Raw genomic sequence first — 18660 nt, 5'->3', positions numbered from 1 at the left:
GTCGAAGCTGAGCTTGCCGTACGGCGGTTTTCTTGTTATTTTGAAGTGCGTTAACCGGTTCAATCGGTTATAAATGAGGAGCTATGAAACGATTAACCGACTTCATCGAACAGCAGAGCTTTGGCGTCTGCAATGCTTTGGGGCAGCGTTTGGGCTTCTCCAGCAGTAGCGTCCGGCTGTCTTTTGTGTACGCCTCGTTCTTCACCTTTGGCTCGCCCATCGTGCTGTATTTCGCCCTGGCTTTCTGGATGAATGTGCGCCGGGCCATGCGCCGGCAGCGCAGCACCGTCTGGGACCTGTAGGCGAGCGGGTGAATTAGTGAAAGGGTGAGTTTGTGGGGTGGGCGCTTTCCGGAGTGGCCGGGTCGTTTGTGCCTTGATCCCCGCCAAAATTCTCCGGGTCGAGCTGAGAAAAGGCGCGGATTTCTTGGCCGAAGTAGGCCCACACCAAGCTTCCTTGGTACACGCCCGGCCGCTGACTGGTGGGCCGTTTCTGCGGATTTTCCCGCCGCTTCCGTTTCCAGTAAGCCCGCTTAGTGAAAAAGTCGCGGTGGGCGCGCAGAATGGCTGTAAAGTCGCCCGTGTTGCCTTGCAGCAGAAAGCGCAGGGCCGCTACCCAGTCGAGCACCAGCCGGGTGGCCAGCACGCCGGCCAGCTCCTGGTCGGCCACATTCTTATACACCAACGCCAGGCCGTTGCGGAAGTTGAGGTAGGTTTTGCGCGGGTTCGACTTATGCAGTGTGCCGCCGCCCACGTGAAACACCGTGCTGCCCCCGTGGTACCACACTTCCTGCCCCGTATTCCAAAGGCGCCAGCAGAGGTCAATTTCCTCCATGTGGGCAAAAAAGGCCGGTTCCAGGCCGCCTATCTGGTGCCAGCAAGCCGCGCGTACAAACATACAGGCCCCCGTCGCCCAGGCCACTGGGCGCGGGTCGTCGTACTGACCCAGGTCTTGCTCCAGGGTGTCGAAGAGCCGGCCGCGGCAGAAAGGGTAGCCCAGCCGGTCGAGGTAGCCCCCGCCCGCGCCGGCATACTCAAACATTTCCCGTTGGGCCGGGTCTGGGCTATACTGCCGGATTTTGGGCTGACAAGCGGCAATCTGCGGGCGGGTTTCCAGTAGTTCGCGCAAGGGCCGCAGCCAACCCGGCGTCACCTCCACGTCGGAGTTGAGCAGCATGTAGTACTGCGCCTCTACTTGTTGCAGGGCGTGGTTGTAGCCGTCGCAAAAACCCAGATTGCCGGGGTTCTGAATAACTTCCACCGTCGGAAACTCCCGGCCCAGCAACGCTACCGAGTCGTCGGTGCTGGCGTTGTCGGCCACGATGATGCGGGCTCCGTCGGAGTACGCCAGAACGGCAGGCAGAAACTGCCGGAGAAATTTCTGCCCGTTCCAGTTCAGAATAACCACGGCCACATCGGCGCAGAGGCCGGTGGGTGCGGCCGAATCCTTAGAGGCCAAAGTTGCTCAAGTCGAGGCCGGGCAGGTTGGGCATCAGGCCGGAGGTTTTGTTTTTGAGTTCTTCTTTGGCTTTGTCGCCCACTTCGCTCAGGGCCTTGTTCACGGCGGCCACGACCAGGTCGGCCAGCATTTCGCGGTCCTGGGGCGTGAGCAATGATTCGTCGATGTCGAGCTTGAGTACTTGACGGTGGCCGTTGGCCGTGGCCTTCACCAAGCCGCCACCCGACTCGGCCGTGACGGTCAGGTACTGCAGTTCGTGTTGGGCCTGCTTCATTTTCTCCTGAAGCTCCTTGACCTTGCCCATCATGCCCATCATGTCAAACATATGCTCTGTGTTTTTATTTCCAGTTGGCTGGAAGAGGTTATCGAATAAGGTGGCTTGGGCTGCGCGACTAAGTTTCTGAATCAGCGCTTCAAAAGTAGAAGCTGCTGCGTGTTGAAGGCCCCAAACGGTGTTTGGCGGGCAATTTACGCAAAACAACAGCATGCCGGGTCGCCACCCAACGTCTGGTAGCATACGAGTGGGACAGAAAAAGAAGCGCCCTCTTGGCACCCAGCCTTTCCCCGGGGAGGAGGACTGGGACCAACAGGGCGCAGCAAGCTTGGGCAAGAGCTTTAGAGCAGGCTGATGCGTTTCAGGACCGGCCCGGCGCTGGTTTGCAGGCGCAGCAGGTACATCCCGGGCCGGTAGCCCATGAGCCGCAACTGCACGTGCTCGGGTTCCCGGGCCAGATTGCCTTGCTGGTATACTACCCGGCCCAGAGCGTCGTAAAGCGACAATTCCAGGACCTCGAATTCTGCCTTCGACCAGTTGATGTTCAGCTCGCCCGAGGTGGGGTTAGGGTAGGCCGCAATGGCCTCGTCGGGGGAGAGGGCCACCACTTCAAAGTCGAGCGGACTGTTGGAGCGGCCCCCGGCGCCGGCCACCGTCAGTGGGGCCGTCCGGACGCCTTTGGGCACCACCACCTGCAATTCGGAACCGGTGGCGCTCAGCACCCGGGCCGGAATACCGCCAAAGAATACGGTGTCCGTTTGCGCATCGACCTGGAAGTTTCGTCCGCTCACCGTTACCACGCTTCCCACGCTGCCCCGCGGCGGGTTGAGCGTTGTTAGGACCGGGGCGGGCAGCAGGGTGAAGCCGGGCAGGGTGGTGGTGCCACCGGGCGTTTCTACCCGCACCAGCCCCGACTCGGCCGCCGCGGGTACCTGCACCTGCAAGGTGCCCGCGGTGGCCTGTAGTACCGTAGCGGGGCCCGCGCCGAAGGAAACTTTGTTGCGCGCGGTGGCTTCGGCGAAGTTGGTGCCGGTAATCGTGACCTTGGCACCCACGCGGGCTTTGGCCGGGCTCACCTGTACCAAAGTCGGGGGATACCAAATCACGAAGGGTTGCGGGCTTGTCACCGACCCGCCCAGGGTGCTGAGCTTGATGAGACTGCGAGTGGGCGCGGCCGGCACTTCTACCTGTAGGGAAGTGGCCGTAGCCGTCAGCACCCGGGCCGCTACCGGGCCAAACCAGACGGTATCCTGGGCGGCCAGCGGGGCGAAGTGCGTGCCGGTCAGGCTAACAATGCTGCCCGGTATGCCTTCCGCCGGAGTCATGCTCAGCAGGGTAGGAGCTTGGTATACCGTGAAAGCCTGGCTGCGGGCCGACCCATCGGGGGTGACGACCTGCACCGCGCCGCTGGTAGCACCGGCGGGTACGCGCACCGTCAGGGTAGTGGCCGTGGCACTCAGCACTGGCGTGCTGACCCCGTTGAAGCTCACGTTGTTGCCCGGGCTGGTAGTAGCGAAACGCTGGCCGGTGAGCGTGACCAAGGTGCCGGCGCGCCCCTGGGCCGGGGCCAGACTGGTCACGGCGGGCGAGGCGATAATGGCCGAGTAGGAAAGGGCCACGTCGCTCGACACTACCAGCGGTAGGTCGTAAATGCGGTTGACGGTCGTATTCGTCCGAATCGGCGGGTTGTAGTCGAAGTAGATATCGGCGTTGTTTTCAACCAGCGCCCGGGCCGGCAGGCCGGCTTTGGGCTGAATGCTGAACTGTACAAAGCCGTTGCTGCCCGCGTCGTTGCGGCTGCTGGGAGGCAGGTTGATGTTGTCCAGGGTGAAGGTGAGCACCAGCCGCCCGTGGCCCGTCACGGAGAAGCGGTACGGGTGGGAGGCGCTTTCCACCCGCAAGGTGCGCGGGTCCAGGTCGGCGGCCAGCGTATCCACGACCACCACGCGGTAGGCATCATCGTTGCCCGTATTCTGGAAGCGGATCCGGTAGCGCAGCGGGGTGCCGGTTGGCGTGTAGTGCTGTTGGGTTACGCCGGTGGGCTCTACCAGCTTGTCGTTGGGGTCGTAGGAGTCTAGAATGGGCTGGCAGTCGGTAGCCGTTTCGGGGCCCGGACTACCAGAAAACATGGAATTCATGTCCGGGTTCGGCTCGCCCGAGTTACTCAGGCCGCGCAGCTCCACGGTGGCGCTGGCCACGCGCTGGGTGGGATGCCCCGCGGGCTGGTTGGCTTCCAGGCGCACTACGGGGCGGCTGGCGGGCACGCGCAACACGAGGCTGTCGGTGGCGGCCAGCCAGTAGCGGTGCTGCAAGGCCAGCTCACTGTTCTGGTAGATGCGGAAGGTCAGACTGTCGCTCATGTTGCCCTGGCCGGTATTGCGCAGCACAAACCGCACCTGATTGCCGGCTTGGGGGCGGCCCTGCGCCACGACCGAGGCCCGGGTCCAGACCGGCGGGGGCGGGTAGGCATTGCCGGGAAATATCGTGGCCTTGGTGCAGACGGTGCGGCCCCGCAGCTCGGGGTTGCCGCAGACCACGGAATCCTGAATAAGGATGCTGCCTTTGTCGTTGGCAGCCACGGTGCCAATCTGAAACACGTAGTTGCCGTCCGCATCCACGGTGTGGGCCGCGTTGGCCGAAATAAATTTCACCTCGGCGGGCAAGGCTACTTTCACCACCACGTTGCTGGCCGCCGCGTAGCCGTCGTTGGCGTACGTCACGGTCGTTGTGTTGCGGAAGCAGCGGCGGCGGCGGTTGGAGGCTACGCCTACCCGCAGGAAGGGGCTGGTGCTGACCTGGTTGCCAAAGTCGACGCCGGGTACCGTATTGCCATAGTCGCGGAATACGACAGTAGGGTTAGCGGCGCAGGTTTGCTGTATCGTGCGGCCTACCTCGTTTTCGGGCAGCAGCTGCCGCACTTCGTAGCGGCCGGTATCGGTAGCCAGCTGGTAGCTGCCGTTTTCGTCGGATATACCGTAATAGTTGCCCGGTTCGGCCACCACCACTATGCCAGCCAGGGGCAGCTCGGAGGCTTCCTTAATGCAGTTGCCGTTGACATCGTGAAAAATCTGTCCGCTGATCTGGTTGGTCGGAGCTTGCTGGCCCGAGACGTAGAAGCGGATCAGGTCGTTGTTGGTGCTCATCACCAGCAGTCGGCTGCCGCTGCGGTTTATCGATACCCGGCTGCCGCCAATGGGCATGGGCGTTTCGCGGCCATCGGCCGTGAATATCTTGCCCGCGTGCACCGAGCTGACCAGGTAAATCGTGCCGGCCCCGTCTACCTCCATATCAAAGTCGCAGACCGTCGAGCCCATGTAAGAGGTGGATGGTCCGAATTGCTTGAGCAACTGGCCGCTGGCGCTGAATTTCTGCACCCGGCGCCCGTCGAAATCAGCCGCGTAGATATTACCGCGCACGTCGACGGCCACGGCCTGGGGCACAAAGAGCTGGCCGCTGCCGATACCCCAGGTGCCAACGGTGCCCAGAAAGGCGCCTTGGGCACTGAGTTTGCGCACGCAGCCCCCGTAATAGTCGGTGACAAACATGTTGCCCCCGGCGTCGACGGCCAAGGACGACAGGCGTTTGTAGCCCTGGGTAATGCCAAACGATTCAAATTTGGCTAGAAGCTGCCCGCGGCGGGTGTATTTCAGAATGCGCGAGCCATCATCCGACGTTTCCAGCACGTAGATATTGCCGCTGCCGTCGAGGGCCAGGCCGGTAACCGCTAGGTTGGTGGAGCCGGTGAGGCCGAAGGACAAGATGAGCTGGCCGGCCGGGTTGTGTATGCGCACTTGCTGCGCCGTCTTATCATAGGTGTACACGTTGCCGATTTCGTCCTGGCGCACGTGGGAGAGGCCGGTCAGGTTGCCGAAGCGCTGAATCAGGGCGTGGCTGCTGCTATACTTGTAGAGGTGGTTGGAAAACGTCTGGTGGGTGTTGTCGGTGGCAAAGAAGCTGCCGCCCCGCCCGTGGGCCAGGGCCGTACGCGTGCTGCCGCTGAAGACGTAGGCATTGGTGCCAACCACACTCAGAAAAGCCCCCTGGGCACTGAAGCGCATCAGCGGCTTCTGGGAGCCCGAAACAATCAGGGTCCCGGACGCTTCGACGAGCAGGGAGGAGCTCTTGTCGTAGGGAGCCCAGGTTGTGTTATTGTCCCGCCGCAAAGGAATGGAAGCCAGCAGCTGCCCGCTGGGGCTGAGCTTGGTCACCACGAAGTTTTCTTCCAACAGGTAGATGTTGCCGGCCGCGTCCAGGTCCACATCCACCAGGTGGGTGCTGTAGGGAGTGCCGGGCACGCGGTATTCAAACAGGCGGTTGCCCTGGTTGTCGAAGCACTGCAGGCGGGCCGTGCTGTAGTCGGCAATAAACATGGTGCCCGCCGCATTAACGCACATGCCATGCACTTCCTGAAACTGCCCGGGCCCGGTGCCCGCCGAGCCAAACTGCAGCAGCAGCTGGCCGTCGGGGTTGTACTTGCGGACAAAGTTGTTGCCCCCGCTGTTGTTGGAGGCGTAGCTGGCCACGTACAGGTTGCCCACCGCGTCGAGGCCCATGGCCCAGCTGCCGCCGTTGGTGCCCGACGTGGGCTTGACGTCGATAGTTTTCAAATACCGGCCCGTGGAATCGAGCTTGATAACGTCGCCGTCTTTCAGGTAAATATTGCCGGCGCGGTCCACGGCTATGTCGTAGGGCCAGTCGACGGGGGTACACATCATCTTATCCAGCCGGTACGTGGGGTTTTGGGCAAATCCCAGGGCCGAATACACCAGTAAGATCGTTGTTAGTAAACGTTTAAGCATGCAATAGCGGAATGATAAGACCGAGGAGGAACTCTTGCTAAAATCAAATCCTGCAAAGCTACGGTTCAGCAGTAGCCAACAAGGAGTTAGCTCCGAATTTATTTCACGCCCGGGGTCCAGCCAACGCCTACTGCTGCCCTTACGTTAGCATAGCCATGACGAAAGCCGTTTTTATTGCTACCGCCGAGCCCTACAGCGGCAAGTCCCTGGTTTCTTTGGGCCTCGTAAACATGCTGCTGGGCCAGGCCCGCAAGGTGGGTTACTTCAAGCCCATCATCGACTACGACCCCGCCCAGCAGCGCGACCCCCACATCGACACGGTGCTGAGCCACTTCAAGCTGCCGCTGAGCTACGCCGACACCTACGCCTACACCCGGCCCGAAGCCCTGCGCCTGATGGAAGCCGACGCCCAGGGCGACCTGATTGACACCGTGATTCACAAGTTCAAGCAGTGGGAAGACAACTACGACTTTACCGTGGTGGAAGGCAGCGACTTTCTGGGGGCCGGTACCGCGTTTGAATTCGACGCCAACGTTTCAATTGCCAAAAACCTCGGCGTGCCGGTTATTCTGGTCGTGTCGGGGGCCGATAAGAGTACGGCCCAGATGGTGAGCTCGGCCCTGACGCTGCTGCGCAACTTTGAAGCCCGCGAGGTGCCTGTGCTCATGATTATGGCCAACCGCATTCCGCCGGCCCAGGCCGACGACGTGCGGGAGCTGCTGCGCAGCCAGCTGCCCGCGGAGGTGCTGCTGAGCGTAATTCCTGAAGATCAGGACCTCTCGCACCCTACGATGCGGGAAATTCACGCCGGACTGGGCGGCAAGCTGCTCTTTGGCGAAGCCGGGCTCGGCAACCAGGTCGACAACTACGTCATCGGGGCCATGCAGGTGCCCAACTTCCTGAACTACCTCAAGGACAACGTGCTGATTGTAACCCCCGGTGACCGGGGCGACATTATCATCTGCGCCTTGCAGGCCAATATGTCGGCCAGCTACCCGCGGGTGGCGGGCATTGTGCTGTCGGCCGGGTCCGAGCCCGATGCGCCCATCGTGCGCCTGCTCGAGGGTCTGCCCAGCGTGGTGCCCATTCTGGCCGTTGGCACCGGCACCTTCGAAACTTCGACCCGAATCGGGGCCATTCGCTCCCGCATCACCCCCGACAATCCCAAGAAAATCCAGCTGGCCATCAGCACCTTCGAGCGGTACGTGGAAATTCGGGCCCTGGAGGAAAAGCTTGTCAGCTTCCAGCCCGAGGGCATCACGCCCCACATGTTTCAGTACCGGCTGCTACAGTGGGCCAAGCGGCAGCGCCGCCACATTGTGCTGCCCGAAGGCAACGACGACCGGATCCTGCGGGCCGCCGCCCTGCTGCTGCACCAGGATATTGTCGATCTGACCATTCTGGGCAAGCCCGACGAAGTACTGGCCTCCGTGAAGCGCCTGGGCCTCAACTTCCCCGCCGGCCACGTGCGCATCCTCGACCCGGTAAACTCGGAGTACTACGCCGACTACGTGCAGACGTTTTATGAGCTGCGCAAAGACAAGGGCGTCAACGAGGATATGGCCCGCGACCTGCTGCGCGACGTGTCGTACTTCGGCTCGATGATGGTGTGGAAGGGCCACGCCGACGGCATGGTGTCGGGGGCGGTACATACCACCCAGCACACGATTCGGCCGGCGCTGCAGTTTATCAAAACCAAGCCCGGCGTGTCGGTCGTGTCGTCGGTATTCTTCATGTGCCTGCCCGACCGGGTGGCCGTCTTTGGCGACTGCGCCGTGAATCCCAACCCCACGGCCGAGCAGCTGGCCGAAATTGCCATTTCCTCGGCCGAAAGCAGCCGGGCCTTCGGCATCGAGCCCCGGGTGGCCATGCTCTCATACTCCTCGGGTACCTCCGGGGCGGGGGCCGACGTGGACAAGGTGCGCCAGGCCACGGAGTTGGTGCGGCAGAAGCGGCCCGATCTGAAGGTAGAAGGCCCCATTCAGTATGATGCCGCCGTCGACCCGCTGGTGGGCCGGCAGAAGCTGCCCGACTCGGAAGTGGCCGGGCAGGCCAGCGTGCTGATTTTTCCGGACTTGAACACGGGCAACAACACCTACAAAGCCGTGCAGCGCGAAACCGGCGCCCTGGCCATTGGCCCCGTGCTGCAAGGCCTGAACAAGCCCGTCAACGACCTCAGCCGCGGCTGCACCGTGGACGACGTGTTCAATACGGTGGTCATTACCGCTATTCAAAGCCAGCAATAGTAGCTTCCAGGCAGTAGCTTGCCGCGCCTACGTATGTCGGCAGCTGCTTTTTTCTTCACCTCCGAGCCCCGCGCTTTTATCCAGGCATGAATATTTTCGTCGTCAACTCCGGTAGTAGCTCCATCAAGTACCAACTTTTCCGCTGGCCCACTGAGCAGCCCGTGTGCACGGGCTTGGTGGAGCGCATTGGGCAGGAGCAGGCCACCATTACCCACAAGGTTTTCGACGGACAGCAGCCGGCTGCCGATGCCACCGAGCAGAAGCGCACCCTGCCCCTGGCCGACCACGAAGCCGGGCTGCGCGAGGTGGTGCGCCTGCTGACCGAAGGCGAGGGCCGCGTAATTCAGAACCCGGCCGATATTGACGTGGTGGGCCACCGGGTGGTCCACGGGGGCGAGGCCTTTGCCGCTACCACCTTGATTACGGGAGAGGTAAAGGCCGAAATTCGGCGCCTGTTTGCCCTGGCTCCCCTGCACAACCCGGCTAATTCCCTGGGCATTGAGGTGGCCGAGCGGCTGTTTCCGCAGGCGCGGCAAGTAGCCGTCTTCGACACGGCCTTTCACCAGACCCTGCCCGAACACGCCTTCCGCTACGCCCTGCCCGAGGCTCTGTATACCGAGCAGCGCATCCGCAAGTACGGCTTTCACGGTACTAGTCACCAGTACGTAGCGGCCCAGGCCGCGGCCTACCTCCACAACCCCGATGCCCGTCTCATTACTATTCACCTCGGCAACGGCTGCAGCATGGCGGCCGTGCGCGGGGGGCGGGCCCTGGATACCACCATGGGCTTCGGGCCCCTGGCCGGGCTGGTAATGGGCACCCGCTCCGGCGACCTGGACCCCTCGGTGCTGCTGCATCTGCTCGGGCCCTTGGGATATTCGGCCGAGCAGGTCAGCACTTTGCTTAATAAGGAAAGCGGCATGCTGGGCCTCACGGGTTTTAGCGACATGCGGGACATTGGCCGGGCCCTGGCCGCCGGTGATACCCGGGCCGAGCTGGCCTACATGCTCTACGCCTACCGCATTCGGCAGTACATCGGGGCCTATACGGCGGTGCTGGGCGGCCTCGACGCCATCGTGTTTACGGCCGGGGTAGGGGAAAACGACGTGCTGGTGCGCAGCCGGGTCTGTCAGGATATGGACTTCTTCGGCCTGCAGCTCGACGAGGAGCTGAACCAGCAGCGGCGCCCGGGCCTGCGCGACGTGAGCGGGCCCGATTCCCGCGCCCGCATCCTGATTATTCCCACCAACGAGGAGCTGGAAATAGCCCGCCAGTGTGCCGAGCTGCTGGCGTAGGCCCCAAACGAGCCTGAGTGGCGTAAAAAGGCCGGGCCCGAACTGTCGCTAGTTCGGGCCCGGCCTTTTTTATTGGAAACAACTACCCAATCAGGCGTATTCGTCCCGCAGAATCTGCTCAATGGCCGCAAGCTCGTCGGGGCTGAAGGCTAGGTTCTGCAGGCAGTGGAGCGAGTCGGTGAGCTGCTCGGGGCGGCTGGCTCCGATTAGTACCGACGTAACGCGCTCATCTTTCAAGAGCCAGGCCAGGGCCATCTGGGCCAGGCTCTGGTTGCGCTGCTGGGCCAGCTCGTTCAGGCGGCGTACCTGGCCCAGGCGCTCCGGGGTAAGCTGCTGTTCGGTCAGGAAGCCCACGCCCTTGGCGACGCGCGAATCGTCGGGGACGCCGTGCAGGTATTTGTTGGTCAGCAGGCCTTGGGCCAGGGGCGAGAAGGGAATGCAGCCCACGCCTTCTGCTGCGAGCAAGTCGAGCAGGCCGTCTTCCACCCACCGCTCCAACATCGAGTACTTGGGCTGGTGAATCAGGCAGGGCGTGCCCAGCTCCCGCAGCATCCGGAAAGCTTCGCGGGCTTCGGCGGGCTGGTAGTTGCTGATGCCTACGTACAAGGCCTTGCCCTGGCGCACCAGCAGGTCGAGGGCCGACATGGTTTCCTCCAGGGGCGTGTCGGGGTCGGGGCGGTGGTGGTAAAAAATATCCACGTACTCCAGCCCCATGCGCTTGAGGCTCTGGTCGAGGCTGCTGACCAGGTATTTCTTGGACCCCCATTCGCCGTAGGGGCCTTCCCACATGTGGTAGCCCGCCTTGGTAGAAATGATCAGCTCGTCGCGGTAGCTGGCAAAGTCTTCGCGCAGCACGCGGCCAAAGTTGAGCTCGGCCGAGCCGGGTGGCGGGCCGTAGTTGTTGGCCAGGTCGAAGTGGGTCACGCCCGAGTCGAAGGCGCGGCGCAGCGTACTGCGGCCCACCGAGAGCTGGTCAACGTCGCCGAAGTTGTGCCACAGGCCCAGCGACAAGGCCGGCAGTTTCAGGCCGCTGCGCCCGCAGCGGCGGTAGGTCATGTCCTGGTAGCGGGCTTGGTTGGGTAAGTAGTGCATTGGTTGGGAAGAAGTAAGGCAGATAACGAGCGGGCAAGATTGTTTTTCGCGCCCGTTTCTCCTTACAACTTGCGCAAATACTTGCGCAGGGGCGTGCGATTTCTCGCTTATTCGGCTGCGCCCCTGAGTCCTGGCCACGGCCTGGGTACGAGGAAAAGAGGTTATTTTTCGGGCTGATTCAGAGAGGACAGCGTCAGGGCGGGCCGCCGAAGTGGCGAATTTCGCTTCCTAGCACTACATTCCGGGTCTGTTGCCGTTCTTTCCCTGATTCTCCTTTCCGTTCCTCATGAAGCTTCCTTCCCTGCTTACCCATTCCCTGGCTGGCCTGAGTTTCCTGGGCCTGGTGCTGACGGCCGCCCCAGCCCCGGCCCAGAAGCTGCCCAAGAAGCAAAAGGTGCTCAGGGCTATGACCCTGACCAACGACTACTTCATGCAGAAGTGGCCCGACCCGGGCAAGGATATCATGACCAACAAGCCGCGGCCCAGTCACATCTGGACGCGCAGCGTCTACTACGAAGGCTTGCTGGCCCTCCACCAGATCGACAAGCAGAAGCGGTATTATGACTACGCCGTCGACTGGGCCGAAAAGCACCAGTGGGGCATCCGCAACGGCGTGACCGACCGGGACGCCGACAACCAGTGCGCCGGCCAGACCTACATCGAACTCTACCAGATTGACCGCAAGCCCGAGCGGATTCGCGACATCAAAGCCTGCATCGACCACATGGTCAACAGCCCGAAAGTAGACGACTGGAGCTGGATTGACGCCTTGCAAATGGCTATGCCAGTGTATGCCAAGCTGGGGGCCGAGTACAACGACAGCCGCTACTTCGAGAAGATGTACCAGCTCTATAATCACTCCAAAACCCAGCAGGGCGGCAAGGGCCTGTATAACCCGCAGGACGGGCTGTGGTGGCGCGACAAGGACTTTGTGCCGCCTTATAAGGAGCCCAACGGGGAGGACTGCTACTGGAGCCGGGGCAACGGCTGGGTGGTAGCCGCCATGGTGCGCGTGCTCGACGTGCTGCCCCGCAGCGCCCCGCACCGCGACGAATACGTGCAGATGTACATGCAAATGATGAAGGTATTGCCGGCCCAGCAGCGCCCCGATGGTTTTTGGAACGTGAGCTTGCACGATGCCAACCACTACGGCGGTAAAGAGCTGACGGGTACGGCGTTGTTTGTGTACGGCATGGCCTGGGGCATCAACCGGGGCCTGCTGGACCGCAAGCAGTACCAGCCCATTATTGCCAAGGCCTGGCAGGCCATGATTAAGGATGCCCTGCACCCCGACGGCTTTCTGGGCTACGTGCAGGGCACCGGTAAGGAGCCCAAGGACGGGCAGCCGGTGAGCTACACCAGCAAACCCGATTTCGAGGACTACGGCCTGGGCTGCTTCCTGCTGGCGGGCAGTGAAGTTTACAAGCTCCAACCCTAAACGGCTACAGGCAGCGGGCATGGCCACCTAAATTCTTGCCATTCTTCGCCTTGCGGAGGGGGCAGGATTAATTCACGGCTGCTTTTCTACAAAAGAGTGCCTGTCCTGGCCTTGTTTCTGGCCGCACCAATCCGCCAAGGCGCAAGTGCTGAAGTGGCCCGAAATTATCCTGTAGGCCAAGCCCTGGACGCGGTGGAGGCGGGGCAGCGCCGTAAATGCCCAGAACGTGATACGTTTACGGGCTCACTATCAGCAAGCTGGGCCGGTGTACGAAATGCCCCTGGATAGTACGAATCTGCCTGCTGGGTCCTAGGCCTTTTACCCGTGTTTTCTTGCAAAAAAGACCACCCTCAGACTAAGAGCAACCTTTTTTGTGAGCATTGATTGAGGCAGTCCTTACCGCAAAATGGTGATAGTGCCGTGCTGTACCACGCGCTGGCCGGTTTCATCAGCCGCTTCGAAGCGCCACACGTAGGCCCCCGGCACGGGTTGCGCAGTGCCCACCCGCCCATCCCAGACCTGGGTGCGGTCGGTGCCACGGAACACCTGCTGGCCGTTGCGGTCAACTACGGTGAAGATAAAGGTGGACAGAAAACGGCCTTTTACTTCCAGCACATCATTCAGTCCGTCGCCGTTGGGCGTGAAGGCCGTGGGTAGCACGGCCCGCATTTCCCGGGCTACGGTGGCTACATTGGAATAGCTGGGCTGGCTCAGGCCGGGGCTGCTGGCCGCAATGCGGTAGCGCAGCACTTGCTGGTTGTCGGGTGGGGTCTGGTCGAGGTAGGAGCCGGCGCTGCTCACCGCAACCTGCCGGAGCACCGCCCCCCGGATATCGACCAGCTGCAAGCTGTATTGCACGCTGCCGGCCGGGTCGGGGCCGCCCAGGGCACTCCAGGTTAGCTGCACCGTGGTGCCGTCCAGGTTGGCCGCTTTGGCCTGTAAGATAACCGGGCAGAAGGGCGCGCTCAGGGCCGAGCTGTTGCCACAGTCATCGACAAACTGGGCCTGGTAGCACAGGCCCTGACTGGGCGTGAAGGCCAGGGTGGAGTCGCGCAGGGTGCGGCGGGCGGTGAGGGCAACCTGGGTCGGGGTTCCCTGGGCGTTGGCCCGCAGATACCGCACCCGCCCGCCGCTGGGCAAGCCCGGTACCGTCGCGGTGAGCTCCACCTGGTTGGTCAACGTGAAGCTAGCAACAAGCTGGGGCACGGGCAGCACCGGGCTGGGCGTGGTGGTGGTACAGGCCTCGTTGGAGACCAGGGTAGTTCGGGCCGCCGCGGGGCCGCTGCTGGCTTCGAGCTGGTAGCAGTAGGGCACTCCGCAGGTCACGGCGGCATCGGTGTAGCTGGTGCTGCCGGCGGGCAGAGTGGCCAGGGGCTGCCCGTCGCGCTTCACGGTGTAGCTGGCCGCGCTGCCGGCAAAGGCCAGCGTGTTCTGCCCGTTGGCAGAGCTTACCGTCAGAAAAAGGGTGCAGGCCGCCGGCGAGGCGGGCAGCGTAGCGCTAGCGCACACATCCTGCACCCGCACCCGGTAGCAGGCCGGGCCCGTTACCCCGCTCAGCGTGGCCCCAGTACTGCTAAATACGGCCTGGGGCAGGGTGCGGTAGCCCCCGGGGCTGCTGGCATCGGCTTCCTGCAGCACGTACTGGTAGCCGGTCGGCAGGGCGTCGAGCTGAAACTGCGCCTGGGTTCCGCTCAGCGTCAGGCGGCGAATAACCGGCGAGGGGGCCGCCGCCAGGGTCGAGTAGGTAGTGCTGTCGGCGCCCACGCACAAGCCCCCCACGGCGTAGAAGCCCTTCACCACAATTTTACCGGTAGTAGTGGCCACGGCGTAGGTTTGGGGCCCGGCCCCTTTGGCCACCGGCTGCACCGGCCCGTCGTTGATGCGGACGGTGTAGGCATCGTAGGCCTGGTCAGTTACGTTTACGCGCACCGAGCCGGGGGCGCAGGCTTCCACCTGGAAAGTCGGCTTGCTGGTGGCGTATACATCGTATACCCGCAGGAAAATAGTGCCCGCCCCGGCCCCGGCCTGGGCGTTTTCGGCCACCGTCAGCTTGCCGGCCTGGGTGGGCGTGAAGGTGTTGGTGCGGCTGGTGTAGCCGGTGCAGGGCGCCGTAGCAGCCGCCCCGGGCACAAACTGGTAGTACAGCGCGTTGCGGTCTACGCCGGCCCGGCCGGGGCAGGTAATGGTGATGCGGACGGCCCGGCCCACGCAGAAGCTTTGCACCGGCAGGCCGGTCTGCAAGTCAAAAGCCTCGAAAGGCTGGTCGCAGTTGGCCGGCAGCTGATCCAGGCACTGGGCGCGGGCCGACGCCTGCCCCAGCCCCAGACTCAGCAGCAAAAGTAGAAGGCGGAAGTAGTTCACAGATTTCATAACGTACGACATCCGCATTTGCGTTTTGGCTGCGCTAAAAATAGGAACTCGGCCCAGATTGCCCGGTGGCTTACGGCCACTCGTAGCCCCGCACAAAGGCCGCGGCGGCGTGCAGGTCGGGGTAGAGCACCCGGTCCCGGCTCACGAACTTAACCTGCTCGCGGAAGGCTTCCACCACTTGCTCCAGCACGGCCGAGGTGCGGGCCGGGCGGCGGAAGGCCAGGGCCTGGGTGGCGTTCATGAGCTCAATGCCCAGAATCTGCTCCACGTTGTCGAGCACCCGCCGGGCCTTGGTAGCGGCGTTGGCGCCCATGCTCACGTGGTCTTCCTGCCCGTTGCTGCTCACAATGCTGTCTACCGAAGCCGGGGTGCAGAGCTGCTTGTTCTGGCTTACAATGCCGGCGGCGGTGTACTGCGGAATCATAAAGCCCGAGTTTAACCCCGGCTCGGCCACCAAGAAGGGCGGCAGGCCGCGCTGCCCGCCGATGAGCTGGTAGGTGCGGCGCTCCGAAATGCTGCCTAGCTCGGCCAGGGCTATAGCCAGAAAATCCAGGGCCAGGGCCAGGGGCTGGCCGTGAAAGTTGCCGCCCGACAGGATCTGGTCGTCGGCGGGGAAGATGTTGGGGTTGTCGGTTACGGCGTTGCACTCAGTTTCGAGCACCTGGGCCACGTAGGCCAGCGCGTCGCGGGAGGCCCCGTGCACCTGGGGCTGGCAGCGGAAGGAGTAGGGGTCCTGCACGGCCACTTTTTCCTGCTGCTGCAACTCGCTGCCGTGCAAGAAGCCGCGAATCCGCTCGGCTACTTTCAGCTGCCCGGCGTGGGGCCGGATCTGGTGCAACCGGACGTCAAACGGCTCGGCCCGCCCATCAAACGCTTCCAAGGACAGGGCCCCAATCACGTCGGCGGCCTGGGCCAGGCGCTCGGCCCGGAGCTGGCAGTGCACCCCGTAGGCCAGCATAAACTGGGTGCCGTTGAGCAAGGCCAGACCTTCCTTGGCTTCCAGGGTAATCGGCTGCCAGCTGAAGAGGTGCAGGGCATCGGCGGCCTGCAGGCGGTAGCCTTCGTAGTTTACTTCTCCCAAGCCCAGCAACGGCAAGCACAAGTGGGCCAAAGGCGCCAAATCGCCGCTGGCCCCCAAGGAGCCCTGCTGGTAAACCACCGGCAGGATGCCGCGGTTGTAGAAGTCGAGCAGGCGCTGCACAGTGGCCACCTGCACGCCGCTGTGGCCGTAGCTCAGGCTCTGGGCCTTGAGCAGCAGCATCAGGCGCACCAGTTCGGCCGGCACTTCCTCGCCCGTACCGCAGGCGTGCGACATCATCAGGTTCACCTGCAGCTGCTGCCGTTCTTCGGGGGCAATACCGGTGTTGCACAAGGCCCCGAAGCCGGTGTTGATGCCGTACACCGGCGCATCGGACTGGGCCAGGCGGTTGTGCAGGTAGTCGTAGCAGGCCTGAATCCGCTGGGTGGCGGCGGGGCTGAGCTTGACTGTTTGCTTGCTGGCCAGCAACTGGCGCAGGGTGGGTAAGTCGAGGTGGGTGGTGGGGTCGAGGTAAAAAACGTCGGCGGACATGCGGGTGGTGAAAAAGGAAAAATCGGGTGAGCGGCAAGTTCCTCAAATCTTTTGGAACCGGCTACGGTCGGTTCTGCCACCTCGACTAAGGGGGCGAAAACGAAAGCAGCCTGCATTTTCCAGATAGGAAAGCAGGCTGCGTATTTCAGCGTAACCTAGTAAGAATTCCCGGTAATTGCTGCCAATTTTAAACTTGCAGCCCCGGTTTTGTCGCCAGATACTACGCCGTGAGTACTCCCAAAACTTCTTCCAGGGTGAGCGTTTTTTCCTCGCCGGTGCGCAGCTCCTTCAGCTTGAACTGACCCGCGGCCCGCTCCTCGGACCCCTGTATCAGCACGTAGGGAATGCCCTTGGCGTCGGCGTACTTAAACTGCTGGGCCAATTTCTTGCTTTCCGGGTACAGCTCGCTCGGTACGCCGGCCGCCCGTAGCTCCCGCAGCACCGGCAGGAGCTGGCGCATGCCTTCGGCGTCGAAGTTAGTCACCAGGCAGCGGGTGGTGGTAGCGGCGTTTTCCGGAAACAGGTTCAGCTCGTCGAGGCAGTCGTAGAGTCGGTCCACCCCGAAGCTGAAGCCCACGCCCGACACGCCCGGCAACCCGAAGGCGCCGGTCAGGTTGTCGTAGCGGCCCCCGCCACTCACGCTGCCCATGTTCACGTTGTTGATCTTGATTTCGAAGATGCAGCCCGTGTAGTAGGAGAGGCCCCGGGCCAGCGTCGGGTCAAATTCGAGGTGGTCGAACTGCGCGAAGCCGAAGCTGGTGAGAAAGTCCATTACCTGGCCCAACTCCTGCAGGCCCTTGTAGCTTTCCGGGGCATCGGTGGGCACGTTGGCGTTGGCAAAAGCAGTGCGCAGCTTCTCCAGCTTGTCCGTAAACGAGCCTTCCACGGCCAGCAGGTCGAACAGCTGCCCGGCGGCCACTTCCGAGAAGCCCCGCTCCAGCAGCTCCTTGGTCACCCCGTCGCGCCCGATCTTGTCCAGCTTATCAATAGCCACAAACAGGTCGGTTTCGCGCGCCTCACTGTTCAGGGCCTGGTAAATGTTGCGCAGCACCCCGCGGTGGTTGATTTTGATGGTAAAGTCCTTCAGGCCCAGCGTGTTGAGTACCTCGCTCATCATCAGCACGATTTCGGCCTCGCAGAGCAGCGAATCGGTACCTACCACGTCGGCGTCGCACTGGTAAAACTCGCGGTAACGGCCGCGCTGGGGCCGGTCGGCGCGCCATACGGGCTGAATCTGGTAGCGCTTGAAGGGAAAGGTCAACGTGCCCCGGTTCATGACCACGTAGCGGGCGAAGGGCACGGTCAGGTCGTAGCGCAAGCCTTTTTCGGCCACCTTGGGCAGCACCCGGCGGGTGGCCTTGCCGTCCTCGTTTTGCAGGTCTTCGGCGGTTACGTCCTTGAGGAAGTCGCCCGAGTTCAGAACTTTAAACAAGAGCTGGTCGCCCTCGTCGCCGTACTTGCCGGTCAGCACCGAGAGGTTTTCCAGGGTGGGGGTTTCGAGCGGAGCGTAGCCGAATTTCTCGAAGGTGCGGCGAATAATGCCGAAGATGTAATTGCGGCGGGCCACCACGGCCGGGCCAAAGTCGCGGGTGCCTTTCGGGATGCTGGGTTTCTGGGCGCTCATCGGGTTGAATGCGGAATAATGGCGCGAAGGTACAACCGCCCGCCCGACTTCCCCCAGCCCTTACGCAAATGCATCCGGGCTTTAGCACAGGCAGGTAGCGCCGCCCAGCCGGCTAGGCGGCCGACTGGTTGCGGGGAAAATCGGTACTGAGGGATTCGGCGTCCAGCAACGAGGGCACGACCAACGGCTGGGATTCGGCGTCGAGGTCCAGGAAGTGGTGGCGCACGTTGTCGGGCACGTGGCAGAGCACGAGGCGGCGTTCCTGGCAGTGCAGCAGGTAGGCGTAGGCCAGCAGCAGGTCAATGGCTTCGCTGGAGAGGTGGTCCAGCAGGCTGCAGTCCACCCAGATAGCCTTTTTGGGGCTGCGGCTGGCTCGGTGCAGGGCCCGGGTCAGCTTGATTTCGTCCGTGTCATTGGTAGAGGGAGCCAGCACCAGCAGGTAGCTTTGAGGCAATTCCTCACGATGAACATCAAGCATAGCAACAAAGACAGGA

Annotated in this window: 12 protein-coding genes; 4 read left to right on the top strand and 8 right to left on the bottom strand. The window is 62.7% G+C overall.

From position 1 onward, the window contains the following. Positions 1–83: 83 nt before the first annotated feature. Positions 84–302, top strand: coding sequence for a PspC domain-containing protein (locus tag E5K02_RS06010; protein ID WP_135393029.1), 219 nt, complete (start codon positions 84–86; stop codon positions 300–302). Positions 303–315: 13 nt separating this feature from the next. On the opposite strand, the gene E5K02_RS06005 is transcribed toward E5K02_RS06010, so the two are convergent. From E5K02_RS06005 to E5K02_RS05995, 3 genes are all read right to left on the bottom strand, one after another. Beyond that, positions 316–1458 carry a glycosyltransferase family 2 protein gene (locus E5K02_RS06005; RefSeq protein WP_240737164.1) on the bottom strand — a complete coding sequence of 381 codons (1143 nt, stop codon included), beginning with the start codon at positions 1456–1458 and terminating at the stop codon, positions 316–318. Next, positions 1448–1783, bottom strand: coding sequence for a YbaB/EbfC family nucleoid-associated protein (locus E5K02_RS06000; protein WP_135393026.1), 336 nt, complete (start codon positions 1781–1783; stop codon positions 1448–1450). Before E5K02_RS06000 ends, E5K02_RS06005 begins: the two co-directional genes overlap by 11 nt. A 290-nt stretch (positions 1784–2073) precedes the next feature. Beyond that, positions 2074–6531: a DUF7619 domain-containing protein gene (locus E5K02_RS05995; protein WP_135393024.1), complete on the bottom strand. Its 4458-nt coding sequence runs from the start codon at positions 6529–6531 to the stop codon at positions 2074–2076. A 155-nt stretch (positions 6532–6686) separates the two neighbouring features. Between E5K02_RS05995 and pta the strand changes: the two genes are divergently transcribed. After that, positions 6687–8777 (top strand): phosphate acetyltransferase, encoded by a 2091-nt coding sequence (gene pta, locus E5K02_RS05990; RefSeq protein ID WP_135393022.1) that lies wholly within the window; start codon positions 6687–6689, stop codon positions 8775–8777. 86 nt (positions 8778–8863) lie between these two features. Continuing rightward, the gene (locus E5K02_RS05985) at positions 8864–10072 is read left to right on the top strand and encodes an acetate/propionate family kinase (RefSeq protein WP_135393020.1); all 1209 of its coding nucleotides are present in this window, start codon (positions 8864–8866) and stop codon (positions 10070–10072) included. Positions 10073–10162: 90 nt separating this feature from the next. On the opposite strand, the gene mgrA is transcribed toward E5K02_RS05985, so the two are convergent. Further along, positions 10163–11164, bottom strand: coding sequence for an L-glyceraldehyde 3-phosphate reductase (mgrA, locus tag E5K02_RS05980; protein WP_135393018.1), 1002 nt, complete (start codon positions 11162–11164; stop codon positions 10163–10165). Positions 11165–11450: 286 nt separating this feature from the next. Here mgrA and E5K02_RS05975 point away from each other — a divergent pair, with 286 nt between their 5' ends. Beyond that, positions 11451–12602, top strand: a complete 1152-nt coding sequence (locus E5K02_RS05975) for a glycoside hydrolase family 88/105 protein (protein WP_135393016.1) — start codon at positions 11451–11453, stop codon at positions 12600–12602. A gap of 396 nt (positions 12603–12998) precedes the next feature. On the opposite strand, the gene E5K02_RS05970 is transcribed toward E5K02_RS05975, so the two are convergent. The 4 genes from E5K02_RS05970 to E5K02_RS05955 form a co-directional block, all read right to left on the bottom strand. Next, positions 12999–14972, bottom strand: a complete 1974-nt coding sequence (locus E5K02_RS05970) for a T9SS type B sorting domain-containing protein (protein ID WP_135393014.1) — start codon at positions 14970–14972, stop codon at positions 12999–13001. A gap of 70 nt (positions 14973–15042) precedes the next feature. Then, on the bottom strand, positions 15043–16542 hold the full coding sequence (hutH, locus tag E5K02_RS05965) for a histidine ammonia-lyase (protein ID WP_135393012.1): 1500 nt from the start codon (positions 16540–16542) through the stop codon (positions 15043–15045). A 220-nt stretch (positions 16543–16762) separates the two neighbouring features. Next, a complete protein-coding gene (gene hisS, locus E5K02_RS05960; RefSeq protein WP_135393010.1) occupies positions 16763–18166 on the bottom strand; it encodes a histidine--tRNA ligase in 1404 nt (467 codons plus the stop codon). Positions 18167–18278: 112 nt separating this feature from the next. Next, positions 18279–18644 carry a hypothetical protein gene (locus tag E5K02_RS05955; protein WP_135393008.1) on the bottom strand — a complete coding sequence of 122 codons (366 nt, stop codon included), beginning with the start codon at positions 18642–18644 and terminating at the stop codon, positions 18279–18281. Positions 18645–18660 lie beyond the last annotated feature (16 nt).

This window comes from Hymenobacter metallicola, assembly GCF_004745645.1.
GTDB classification, from domain to species: domain Bacteria; phylum Bacteroidota; class Bacteroidia; order Cytophagales; family Hymenobacteraceae; genus Hymenobacter; species Hymenobacter metallicola.
This window is presented reverse-complemented; position numbering and strand designations above follow the sequence as displayed.